The organism is Pseudoalteromonas sp. S1612, assembly GCF_005887175.1.
In the GTDB taxonomy this organism is placed as follows: Bacteria; Pseudomonadota; Gammaproteobacteria; order Enterobacterales; family Alteromonadaceae; genus Pseudoalteromonas; species Pseudoalteromonas undina.
Map to the genome: position 1 here is coordinate 167767 of NZ_PNDH01000008.1, position 12191 is coordinate 179957.

Consider the following 12191-nt stretch of genomic DNA (forward strand, 5'->3'; position numbering starts at 1 on the left):
CCTTTTTAACACACACATAATCGTTATTAAAACGAGTATTTAAGACCAAACATAGCTACAACAGGGTCAAGTGACACGGTTGAAGTTAATGCTTTTGCGCCATTAGCATATACAGTCGCATCAGTATCTATATCCATGATAGATACCATAGCGTGTAGGCCCCATTTCTCATCAATCTTGTAGTTAGCACCTACTTGAGCAACAAAACCAAATGAATCATCTAGTTTTACTTCCACGTCGTCAGTATTTAAAGTTGCTTTAAGTGCTGCAGAAGGCTGCTCGTCAAAGAACGTCGTATAGTTAATACCTACACCAACAAATGGACGAAGTGCGTAGCTGCTGTCTAAAAAGTGGTATTGTGCAACCAGTGATGGTGGTAAATGTTTAATGTCGGCAATTTTATTACCAGCTAAACCGCCTGTACCTTCTACATCATGAGAGAATGGCGTTGCTGCAATAAGCTCTAACACCCATTGGTCGTTAAATGCATAATCTACAGTAATACCTAACTGAGTATTTGAATCACCTTTTAAACCAAGAGTAGGTGCTTCGTTAATCTTTGAGCCATCGTTATCAGGGTTAACATTAATTGCGCCAACATTAACGCTAAAGTTAGCGTGTGCTGCAGGAGAAAGAGCTAGTAAAGAAGTAAGTATTGCAATGCTTAGTTTAGTTTTCATGTTGTTCTCCGTGAACTACTGTGTGACTATTTGTTGATTGAGGCTATTATCGCTCGAGTTTAAAAATAAAAACCTGTTCTAGATCAAAGTTTCAAAAGCGTATAAGTAAAGAGCCTCTATTTATTGATTTAGATTAAACTTTTACTTACTTAGTGCTCAAAAATTATTGACTGATCACTTAAATACCGGCCGTAAACGAAGTATTCAGAATATAATCAGCTAGTTTTGTTAAACTAGGTCTATGTTCACGGTTTAATAAAAGTAAGCGGCCTCATGACTCCCTCTGGTCAACTATTTCTTCAAGGCTCTATTGCCAAAGCGCTATTAAAATTAGGCATTCCTATTGTCCTCATTAATATTTTGCAGTCTGCTTATCAGCTTACAGATGCTTTTTGGGTTGGCCGGTTAGGGGCTGCGCAAGTGGCTGCTGTATCTATTAGTATGCCTGTCACATTTTTAGTTATTGCGATAGGTTCAGGATTTGCTATGGCTGGGGCGATTTTATCAGCCCAATACATGGGGGCAGGACAACAAGATAAGGTTAACCATGTTGCCGCGCAAACGGTGTTAATGGTGACATTAGTTGCACTATTACTTGGGTTACTAGGCTATGCATTATCACCTTATTTTTTAACCTTACTGGGGGTTGAAGCGGCCGTATATAGTGATGCGCTTAAGTTTATGCATGTATCTTTTATTGGCGTTATTTTTGTATTTATTTATGCCATGTTTCAATCGCTGATGCGGGGTATTGGGCAAACTAAGGTGCCGTTAATTATAGTCAGCACAACCGTGTTACTTAACTTTATACTCGATCCGTTATTCATATTTGGCTATGGTCGTTTTGAGGGGCTTGGTGTGATGGGCGCTGCGCTAGCAACATTGGTTACACAGAGCTTAGCGGCGCTTGCGGGCATCATTATATTTTTACGTGGTCGCCATGGTATTCAATTACAGCTAAAAAGCTTTTACCCCGACTGGCACTATATTAAGCGCGCTTTTTTCTTGGGAGCGCCTGGCTCTATTGAATTATCGACACGTGCATTTGGTTTGATCATCATGTCATTTCTAGTTGCCAGCTTTGGTACTACGACAATTGCTGCTTATGGTGTTGGCTCTAATATTTTGCAAATGGTAATGATCCCCGCTATGGGCTTATCAATGGCGGTATCAACCTTGGTTGGGCAAAATATGGGGGCTGGTAATATCAAGCGGGCTGAGCAGATCACTAAACTTGCTAGTGTGTGGGGATTGTTAGGGCTCTCATGTGTTGGCGCCATTGCATATTTATACGCAGATTCATTAGTTGCATTTTTTATTCCTGACGATAATGACGTTATTACTAATGGGGCGCAGTTTATTCAAGTAATGTGCTTAAGTTGGGGTGGAATAGGGGTGCAACTTTGTATTGTTGCTGCTTTTCGTGCCTCAGGTAATATGCTCAATGCAATGGTTATCGCGTTATTATCACAATGTGTAGTGCAGTTCCCTGCCGCTTATATTCTTTCTAATCATACTGAGCTTGGCGATCAAGGCATTTGGTATTCTTTTGCAATTACTAACATAACCATCGCATTGATAGCATTTGCATGGTTTATGCGTGGCTCTTGGAAAAAAACCAAGTTAACTAAAGAAGATAAGCACATAGTACAGGTTACACGAGAAACATTAATAGAAGAGGGCGCACGTTAGCTAGTAAATTCATAATGCGGTCATAAAAAGTCGTTGTAATAAATACACTGCTAAAACGAGGTGTGTTTATTATGACAAAAGCTATCAATACAAAAGCACAAGCGCCGTACTTAACTATTGCACAGTTAAAAACAGTGAGTCACTTACAAACTCTGATCCGATTTAAATCGATTACTCCTAATCCAGCTGGTGGCATTGAGTGGCTTGCGAATCACCTTACTGAGTTAGGCTTTAGTACAGAGCAATTTAGTTCTAATAATGTGACAAACTTAATTGCAAAAATAACCTTTGGGGCAGGCCCCGTGGTGGCATTTTCTGGGCATATTGATGTGGTACCCGCAACGCAAGGTGGCTGGTTAGCCGATCCGTTTGGTGGACACATAATTAACGATGCAATTTATGGGCGTGGTGCCGCCGATATGAAAGGAGGCATTGCCGCGATGCTTAGTGCAACGCAGACGTTAATAAACAGCGCGCAGCAAAAGCAGGGAACATTATTTTGGCTGATCACCTCAGATGAAGAAGGTGAGGCGGAGCATGGCTCTGTGCTGATTGCCAAGCGATTAGCACAACAGGGCGTTGTGCTTGATGGCTGTATTGTTGGTGAGCCAACCAGCCACCTGCAGGTAGGTGACACTATAAAAAATGGTCGACGTGGAGCCTTATCTGCGCGATTAGCTATTCAAGGAAAGGCTGGGCATGTAGCCTATCCTGAGAATACCATTAATGCTGCGCACATCAGTGCTGAAGTGGTTAACAGGCTCACACAAATAGACTGGCCTTTAGATGAACTTAGTTCAAAAACAACGCTGCAAGTCACCGGTATTAATATTGATAATGTGCTAGATAACCTCGTGCCAGCTCAGTGTGATATTACTTTTAATATTCGCTATAGCCATGGGTATAAAAGTAAACATGTTAAGCAACGTGTGTTTGCTGCACTGAAGGATTTCAGCGAGCATTTGGTTATACAGTGGGAGCGTCCATGTGAACCCTATTATACAAGCCATAAGATTGAGAGTTGCTTACTCGCTCAGTTAGAGCAGGCAATTTTTAAAGTGACGGGGAATTATCCTTTATTAAGCACCAGTGGTGGGACGTCGGACGGACGATTTTTTGCACAGCAAGAAACACAAGTCATAGAGTGTGGGGTACGAAACCATAGTATTCATCAGGTTAATGAACATGTACCGATTTGCGACTTGTTAGAAATAGAAAAGATTTATACGCAATTACTCGATGGTATTTTTACTCAGCCTTGAAGTATTAATAACTATTAAAGCGCCGCTTAATGCCGCTTTAATAGTTATTCGATTAAGGGTTAACGCTTTAACTTGCTGATGCTGATTTATCAGTACCCAAGTAGCGCTTTGCTTTGCTTGGTTTTACTTTTTCAAGATCAACCAATACTAGGCCATCAATACAATTATTGAATTGTGGATCAATACTAAAGCTTAAAAATTTAACACCATTTGGTTCGCATAGCTCTGTATATTGTTTAAATAGTGTGGGTACATGCGTGCCCATGTTAGCGAGTATGTGTTTAAGCTCTACAAAATCTTCTTTTATATTATTACCCTCGAACAAGTTAGTGCACTGAGTTTGCTGATCAGGTGTGTGACGAAAAGCATTGTTAGGCGTTGCGAGTGATTTTTCACAGCCATAATAGTGCTGATAATAATGCACTAATAAAGACTTTGCTTGCTCAGGTAGTGCGTTTGACACACTCACCGCACCAAATAAGTAACGGTATTGAGGGTAGCGATTTATAAAAGCGCCAATACCATACCATAAGTAGTCGAGACTTTTTCTGCCCCAATATTTAGGTTGTACAAAGCTTCGGCCTAGCTCTATGCCTTGTTTAAAATAAGGATTCATATCTTGGGTATAATTAAATAGGCTATCGGTATAAAGCCCACTTTGTGAGTGTTGTTCAATCACATCCTGTGCACAAGCTAATCGGTAAGCACCCACCAACTCTAGTGCATGTTCATCCCACAATACTAAGTGCTGATAGTGCATATCGTATTTATCTATGTCTCGGCGGTTTCCACTACCTTCACCTACAGCCCGAAAAGCGATTTCTCGTAAGCGGCCCAGTTCACGAAATAAGGGAGAGCTTCCTTGGTATTGGTACAAATAAATCACCATGCCATCACTGGTTTTACCTAAATGTTCGCAGCATTCTATGGCTTTTTTTAATTCTTTTTTACATTCAGGAGAGGCAATTGGAGCATGAGTTTTTAATGGTAGCGTTTTTTTTGTGGTTAAACGGTATAGTTGCTTACGGATTAGCTCAACCACTTCTTTGTCTTTTAAGTCTGGGATTAAATAAGACTCAGGAGCAATGGAAGCGCCAATTTCAAACTCGAGTGATTTTTGACGTTGCTTAAACATTTCTTTTACCAGTAATAAGCTAGCCAGTGGTTTATAAAGCATTGATGCGCCGTAAAACAGCGGACTATTTCTGGCTTTAATATAGATAGGCAAAATAGGGCTGTTAGCCTTTTTAGCAATGCGTAAAAAGCCACTGTTCCATTTGCAGTCTTTTATACCCGTAGGACGAAGTCGAGAAACTTCACCGGCAGGGAAAATAAGTAACGCTCCTTCATTTTTTAAGTGCTGGTGGATATTACTCAGCTCTTGTTTTTTACTTTGCCCTGATAGGTTATCAACGGGTAGTAATAACGAATGCATGGCGTCAACGGTCATTAACATACGGTTAGCCACCACTTTTAAATCGGCTCTTACCGTTGATAACACATTAATTAATGCAAGCGCATCTAAGGAGCCGATAGGGTGGTTTGCAATAATGACAATTTTTCCTTCACTGGGAATATTTTCTATTTGCTTAGCTTTATAACGAGTTTCAAAATCAAGTTCATCAAGTACTTGCTCTACAAATTCTATTCCTTGAAGGTGGGGATAGGCAGTTGCAAAGTTTGTAAATTCTTGTTCATGTAATAAGTAGCTAAGACTTTTTTTTACCAGTTTTTTTATTTTAAATGAGTTAGTTAACTGTGGTAAATTGGTTGCTATTACTTTATCTACACTGATCATACGCACCTCTTTTTATACTAGGCTAAGGCCAATATGTTTAGCTTAGAGTGCGGATATGACAATACGCGGTCAGTTGTGTGACTTTTTAAAACCGTTTACTTACTATTGAATTAAACCATACCAGTACTACTATTTACGGTTACTTTTTAAGGAATCATCATGTCAGTTTTAGTCGCGATTACCGGTCGAGATAACACAAAATTAATTGCAAAAATGCAATCACAATTACCCAATATTCAAATTGAGCAGCTTGATGATTGCCAAGATTTTGCAAGTGTGGAATTTGTACTGGCTTGGAATGCGCCCGCGTCTTTATGGCCAAAGTTGATAAATTTGAAAGCGGTGTCATCGTTTGGTGCTGGGGTTGATAGTATCGATTTAAGTTTACTACCTGCACATGTTGAAGTAGTGCGCATTGTCGATAAACAGTTAGCCAACGACATGGCTGAATATGTTCTTACCCATGTATTAGCGCAAAAATTGCGATTAAAAGAATATTTCTTAAAACAACAGCAAAGTGAATGGAAGCCCAAAAGAGCGTATAGGCACGATCGAGTCAGTATTTTAGGGTTTGGCGAATTAGGCCAAGCTTGTGCCTACAGGTTGACTAATAATGGTTTTAAAGTTAATGCTTGGAGCCGAAGCCCTAAAACATCAACCATAGCAACACTCTACCATGGTGATCAGGGACTAAATGATATGTTAGTGAATACAGATTATTTAATCTGTCTATTGCCACTTACTAGCAATACCAAAGGTATTATTAATCAACAGTTGCTTAAGCAACTTCCTGAGCACGCCGTGTTAATTAATGTGGCCCGAGGTGAGCATGTTGTTGAAGCTGATTTGCTCGATGCGCTCAACAACGCACGTTTACGAGCAGCAACGCTTGATGTATTTGCCAGTGAGCCACTACCAAGCGAACACCCTTATTGGCAGCACCCAAATATTACTTTAACGCCGCATTGTGCTGCGTTGTCAGATCTAGATAGTGTTGTTGAACAAATAGCAGATAATATTTTGCGCTTAAAAGCGAGACAGCCATTAATTAATTGCATTAATAAGCAGCAAGGTTATTAGTTTAGAGTTGTTTGACTTTAAAGGATTAAAATTTGTTTAACTTTTAACAGAAACAGCTTGTTAACATTTGTAATTTTTATTATTGTTAAAAGCCGTTCTAACAATAATAATAAATAGGATGAATTATGAAACCCAGTCAAGGGGGCGCAAAAATCAGCATTGTGGTTGTATCTATCATTATATTAGGAATATCTGCTTGGTTTAACCAAGCCAATGCGACAGTGCTGCTCAACTAACTCTTATTACCACAGTAGGAATTAGCTACGCTTGCTGTGGATTTCTCGGTTTTGATGCTTCTTATCATCACTTTTCTTCAGTAAGACATACGTTGCACCACTTCCTCCATGCTGCCTGAGTGCAGTATGAAACGCTAAAACACAGGGAATAGTTTGCAACCACTGGTTTACGTAACTTTTTAAAATACCCGGTTTGGCTTTATTTTTAATTCCTATTCCATGACGAACAAGAACCATTCTTATATTGCGCTGGTGGCAATCTTTAATAAAGGCCTGCAACGAATCATGTGCATTTTTTAAAAGTTGCCCGTGTAAATCTAATGTCGCATCGAGCTGATATTTAGCTAGTCTTACGTTTTTAAAAACCGGGCTTTGCACGCCATCTCGTTTAAAGCTTAATATGGCGAGTGGGTCGAGCAATTCAAGTGGTTCATCTAACGGATTAAATTGTTCACTGTTTAAGTTTAATTGTGCAGCTTTGTTTTTTTCTTGCTGTGCGATAACCGTTTTATGGCTTTTAGATGGTAATGTCACGGTGTCGTGATTGATAGGGGTAACATCTTCCATAGAGGATAAGAATAAATCGAAATCTGACAACGGCATGGGCTTATCTCAAATTAGGCAAGGGTCTGTTGACCTTTGCGGATTGAAATTTGTTCAAACTAGGGGCGGTTTAATCGCGGCGCTCGGTTTGTAACCTAGTGGGCTAAGTAAAAACCGAGCAACAAAGAGTAAATCGCCCCTAGGCAGAACCCTAAGGGCAGCGCCTGTTTGGCATTGATGCTGCGTTATCACCTATTTATGGGGAATAACCACACCACATAGGCTCTGCCTTGCCTAAATACCAAACAGACTGCTGCAAATTTAACCTTGAAAGGTCAACAGACCCTAATACGAGATAAATTTTAACTTAGTTCAAACTAAGACCCAAGATTTTTAAAGTTGTGGAATAAAAAAAGCCCAGAAAAACTGGGCTATAAAATATTCTAAGGGGAAGTAATTAGTGCTGAGATACAGTAAATTGTCCAAATGTATAAACTTTAAACAAATAAAATGTGTTGATCAAAACTAAACTCATATTTGAAATAATACTCGACGACATAAGATCTAAGCTAAATGATAGGAATAACAAACCACAAGCACTAATCGCAGCAACGCGAAGCAGTGTCAGTTGGTTAATAAAGAATGCACCTAAACCTAGTGCAAGTAGTAATGTATTTAAAAGCCAATCTAGCTCGTTTAGCATGGTCGTTTCAATAGTTCAGTTGTTGAAAAAAGGAGCGCCATTATGTTGATCTTTTGCACAGCTTTCAACCAAGTAATTTTAAATTTTCAGATTAGTTTTTTTAATGTTAAAAGTAAGTAAGCAATACTGAAAATATTCCTTCTTCAGCAATAATTCGATATTTTTGGCAGCTCTGCGGTTGCTGTAAATCAATACATAGGTAAAGGGTTCTATGCTCCTTATCCAGTTGCGGGTGGAGGGTTGAGTCCAGTAGTTTTGGTTCGCTTGAAAACAGCCCTGGCCAATACACACTTTGGCTTACCATAGATGATTTTTTATAAGTAAGTAAGCTTGGCTTTGGCACTAAAACAAGTATAAGTAATAATATCGTGAAAATAAAAAACAGGGTCAGCTTGATACCACTCTTAGTGTTCTTTGATTGCGGCTTTAATTGTGAGCCAAGGTTTGCAAGCTTATTAGTGGGTGTAGGTTTAACAGTAATCGTTTTATTTTTTTTGCGGCGACTCTTTTTTGTGGTTTTCGACATAAAGCAAATCTGGCCTTTTTAGCTTAGCTCTCTATAATAAAGTAAATATTTGTATTTTAAGCAAATCACCAATTTCGCAGACATGGCTTTAGCCTATAAGGATTATATATGAATACGCAGCTATCTATTTTAATAGTTGATGATGTTAGCACGGTGCGTAGCTTTCTCAGTCAAACATTGATGCATTTAGGGATAGAGAATGTAAAAGAGGCGTCAACGGCCGCGCAGTGCATTAGCGAGTGTCGTGCAGCCAATTTTAATATTATATTTTTAGATATAGAACTACCTGATGGCGACGGTAAAGAGCTTATTGCGCAAATTAATGAGTTATCACCAGAGACAAACGTGGTGATGGTGTCGGCTCATTCAGGCGTTGAAAATGTGAAGGATGCGATAGATAGAGGGGCTAAAGGATTTGTAGTTAAGCCATTTTCTCCAAAGAAAATTGCGGCGATGTTGAAAAAGTTTTACCCAGAGCTTGATAACGTTTAATAGGCGCATTTATTTTGGGCAAAAAAAAACCGGCAAAAGCCGGTTTTTTTAATCTTGCAAAAACAAATTATAGCGCTTTAATTTTAGCAGCTAAACGGCTCTTATGACGAGCAGCTTTGTTTTTGTGGATTAGACCCTTAGTTGCGTAACGGTCTAGGATAGGTGTAGCAACAGAAAAAGCTTGCTGTGCAGCTTCTTTATCGCCAGCTTCAATAGCTACGATTACTTTTTTGAAGTAAGTACGCATCATTGAACGACGGCTTGCGTTGTGCTGACGGTTTTTTTCGCTTGTGATAGCGCGTTTTTTTGCAGACTTGATGTTAGCCAAGGTTTGCTCCTAACAATCTTAAATAAAGCTTAAATTAAAGGCCGTGGAATATGCCTGTTTTTATCATGAATGTCAATTTAATTTTAACAATCCAAGAAAAACTGCTCCTTATAACGAACATCAATTTGCCGCTTTAGCAGTTAATAGCGCTATTGTAACAAAGCAAGGGGTTCCAGCCTAGTGCTTTAAAGCGATTTATAAAAAAGACTATGGCATAATTAACTTAATTGCTGATTTTTAATATGGATTCATAGTGTCAAAAGGTTTGTTTCGTTCTGGGATGATTGTAAGTGCAATGACAATGATCTCGCGTATTTTAGGGCTAGTACGAGATGCCGTCGTAGCTAACTTGTTGGGCGCAGGCGCTGCGGCCGATGTATTTTTATTTGCTAACCGTATTCCTAATTTTTTACGCCGTTTATTTGCCGAAGGGGCTTTTGCGCAAGCATTTGTACCGGTATTAAGTGAAATTAAACAGCAGCAAGGCGATGAGAAGGTCAGAATATTTGTTGCCCAAGCCGCCGGTACTTTAGGCACTATTTTACTGATAGTGACACTTTTTGGTGTAATAGCATCACCTGTTATTGTTGCATTATTTGGTACTGGTTGGTTTATTGATTGGTGGCAAGGGGGGGCTGACGCAGAAAAGTTTGAGCTTGCCAGCTCGCTATTAAAACTGACTTTTCCTTATTTGTTTTTTGTAAGCCTTGTGGCGCTCAGTGGCGCTGTGATGAACGTTTATAATCGTTTTGCCGTTGCGGCTTTTACTCCGGTGTTACTCAATGTATCCATCATTAGTTGTGCCATTTTATTACATGATCAGTTTTCTGTAGGCGCTTATGCGTTAGCTGTTGGCGTGTTTTTAGGAGGCGTGGTACAGCTATTATTTCAACTGCCGTTTTTGTATAAAGCAAAAATGCTAGCGCGCCCGCGCTGGGGTTGGCAAGATGAAAATGTGAAAAAAGTACGCAAGTTAATGCTCCCAGCCTTATTTGGTGTATCAATTAGTCAAATTAACTTATTACTCGATACGGTAATAGCTTCATTATTGATGACAGGCTCTATCGCTTGGCTGTATTACTCAGATAGACTGATTGAATTCCCACTTGGTTTATTTGGCATTGGTATTGCGACGGTAATTTTGCCTGCGCTGTCAAAATTACACAGCAGTAAAAAAAGTAGCGACTTTCAACATACCCTAGATTGGGGAGTGAGGTTTGTGATTTTTTTAGGGCTTCCAGCAATGATAGGATTGATGATTATAAGCCCGCTTATTATTACCGTGCTGTTTGATCATGGCGCTTTCAAAGAAGCGGGCATCGATCATGTTAAGGCGGTGAGCTTAGGGGTGGTTGCCTACTCAGTGGGATTAGTCAGTTTTATGTTAATTAAAGTCCTCGCGCCTGGGTTTTATTCTCGACAAGATACTAAAACACCGGTACGCATTGGTATTATTACTTTGGTACTAAATATGGTGTTTAATATTATGCTGGCACCATTTATTGGCTATTTAGGTTTGGCACTGGCAACCTCAATGTCGGCAAGTTGTAATGCCTACTTACTGTATCGACAGCTTAAAAAAGAGAATGTTTATCAGTTTTCCAGCATGAGTGGCTACTTCACTTTGAAGTGTTTGTTGGCAAGTATAACAATGGGCGCATTGGTTTGGTTTACCAGTAGGCAATATGACTGGGTTAGTTGGCACTTTAGCGAACAAGTTATGTTATTGGTTGTGTTATTAATTATTGCGATTGTTAGTTACTTTTTTATGTTGTTTTTGATGGGGGTAAGACTAAATACGATAAAAAGTGTAGCAATTACTGAATCAAATTAAAAAAAAGATTATAATCGGACACTCTGCGGCCCGAGGTCGCATTTTATCGCTCGCTGAAAAAGGCATTAGGTGGCATGGAGTTAATTAGAGGTATACACAATATACGCCCACAACACTTTGGTTGTGTGCTGACCATTGGTAATTTTGATGGTGTTCATTTGGGTCATGCTGCCGTATTAAAAGGGCTTTTAGCTGATGCAAAAGAAAATAATTTACCCAGCACCGTAATGTTATTTGAGCCTCAGCCACAGGAGTTTTTTGCAAAGAGTAACGCTCCGGCTAGGCTGACTCGACTGCGTGATAAACTTCGTCTATTGAGTAACTTAGGAATTGAACGCGTTATTTGTATTAGCTTTAATCAGGCTTTTGCAAACATGCATGCTGAGCAGTTTGTTAGCGATATTTTAATTAAAAAGCTGGGCGTTAAAGCATTAACGGTTGGTGATGATTTTAGGTTTGGTAAACAGCGCCAAGGTAACTTTAGTCTATTGGCAACTATGGGCACCCAAGTGGGAATGAGTGTTAAAAGCACTGCCAGCTTTAGGCAATTAAATGCTAGAGTAAGCAGTACCTTGATACGAGAAGCGCTTGCTGAAGGTGACTTAGTTAGTGCAAAAGTTATGCTTGGGCATAATTATGCAATATCTGGACGTGTTATTCATGGCTGGAAAAAAGGCCGCGAACTGGGTTTTAGAACGGCAAATATTGCACTAAAACGTCAAGTTTGTCCGGTCAATGGTGTATTTGCGGTTCAAGTGATGATCGCAGGAAAGCAAGTTTTTGGGGTGGCTAACATTGGAAACAAACCCACGTTTAATGGAACTCGTGCCTTATTAGAAGTTCACCTTTTTGATTTTGCACAAGATATTTATGGACAATTTATGCATGTGGAGTTAATTGAAAAACTCCGCAATGAGAAAAAATTCGAGACATTAACACAACTGACGGCACAAATAGCAACCGATGTTGCCGCCGCTAAGCAGTGTTTTGGTTTAAATTAGGTAGCCGATAGAAACG

12 protein-coding genes are annotated in these 12191 nt (G+C 39.5%); 6 read left to right on the top strand and 6 right to left on the bottom strand.

Annotated features, from left to right (window positions below; genetic code table 11):
- Positions 1–26 precede the first annotated feature (26 nt).
- Positions 27–680, bottom strand: a complete 654-nt coding sequence (locus CWB78_RS03555; protein ID WP_010391257.1) for an OmpW/AlkL family protein — start codon at positions 678–680, stop codon at positions 27–29.
- 273 nt (positions 681–953) lie between these two features.
- On the opposite strand from CWB78_RS03555, the gene CWB78_RS03560 reads away from it, so the two are divergent.
- Complete coding sequence (locus tag CWB78_RS03560; RefSeq protein ID WP_054202105.1) at positions 954–2372, top strand: MATE family efflux transporter; 1419 nt, start codon at positions 954–956, stop codon at positions 2370–2372.
- Positions 2373–2443: 71 nt separating this feature from the next.
- Positions 2444–3634 carry a succinyl-diaminopimelate desuccinylase gene (dapE, locus tag CWB78_RS03565; RefSeq protein WP_075170612.1) on the top strand — a complete coding sequence of 397 codons (1191 nt, stop codon included), beginning with the start codon at positions 2444–2446 and terminating at the stop codon, positions 3632–3634.
- 67 nt (positions 3635–3701) lie between these two features.
- On the opposite strand, the gene olsF is transcribed toward dapE, so the two are convergent.
- On the bottom strand, positions 3702–5432 hold the full coding sequence (gene olsF / locus CWB78_RS03570) for a bifunctional ornithine lipid synthase OlsF (RefSeq protein WP_075170611.1): 1731 nt from the start codon (positions 5430–5432) through the stop codon (positions 3702–3704).
- Between the two features lie 159 nt (positions 5433–5591).
- Between olsF and CWB78_RS03575 the strand changes: the two genes are divergently transcribed.
- The gene (locus CWB78_RS03575; protein ID WP_075170610.1) at positions 5592–6512 is read left to right on the top strand and encodes a 2-hydroxyacid dehydrogenase; all 921 of its coding nucleotides are present in this window, start codon (positions 5592–5594) and stop codon (positions 6510–6512) included.
- Positions 6513–6769: 257 nt separating this feature from the next.
- On the opposite strand, the gene smrA is transcribed toward CWB78_RS03575, so the two are convergent.
- From smrA to CWB78_RS03590, 3 genes are all read right to left on the bottom strand, one after another.
- Complete coding sequence (gene smrA, locus CWB78_RS03580; protein ID WP_109875552.1) at positions 6770–7351, bottom strand: DNA endonuclease SmrA; 582 nt, start codon at positions 7349–7351, stop codon at positions 6770–6772.
- Between the two features lie 397 nt (positions 7352–7748).
- A complete protein-coding gene (locus CWB78_RS03585) occupies positions 7749–7994 on the bottom strand; it encodes a hypothetical protein (protein WP_008114416.1) in 246 nt (81 codons plus the stop codon).
- A gap of 106 nt (positions 7995–8100) precedes the next feature.
- Entirely contained in the window at positions 8101–8520 is a 420-nt protein-coding gene (locus CWB78_RS03590; protein ID WP_138594244.1) for a hypothetical protein, read from the bottom strand.
- Between the two features lie 108 nt (positions 8521–8628).
- On the opposite strand from CWB78_RS03590, the gene CWB78_RS03595 reads away from it, so the two are divergent.
- Positions 8629–9012 carry a response regulator gene (locus CWB78_RS03595; protein ID WP_008114419.1) on the top strand — a complete coding sequence of 128 codons (384 nt, stop codon included), beginning with the start codon at positions 8629–8631 and terminating at the stop codon, positions 9010–9012.
- 67 nt (positions 9013–9079) lie between these two features.
- Here CWB78_RS03595 and rpsT read toward each other — a convergent pair whose 3' ends face one another.
- Positions 9080–9340, bottom strand: coding sequence for a 30S ribosomal protein S20 (gene rpsT / locus CWB78_RS03600; protein ID WP_008114420.1), 261 nt, complete (start codon positions 9338–9340; stop codon positions 9080–9082).
- A 295-nt stretch (positions 9341–9635) separates the two neighbouring features.
- On the opposite strand from rpsT, the gene murJ reads away from it, so the two are divergent.
- Together murJ and ribF are read left to right on the top strand one after the other, a co-directional pair.
- Positions 9636–11174, top strand: a complete 1539-nt coding sequence (gene murJ / locus CWB78_RS03605) for a murein biosynthesis integral membrane protein MurJ (protein ID WP_502705091.1) — start codon at positions 9636–9638, stop codon at positions 11172–11174.
- A gap of 74 nt (positions 11175–11248) precedes the next feature.
- Entirely contained in the window at positions 11249–12175 is a 927-nt protein-coding gene (gene ribF / locus CWB78_RS03610) for a bifunctional riboflavin kinase/FAD synthetase (protein ID WP_055011710.1), read from the top strand.
- Positions 12176–12191: the final 16 nt, after the last annotated feature.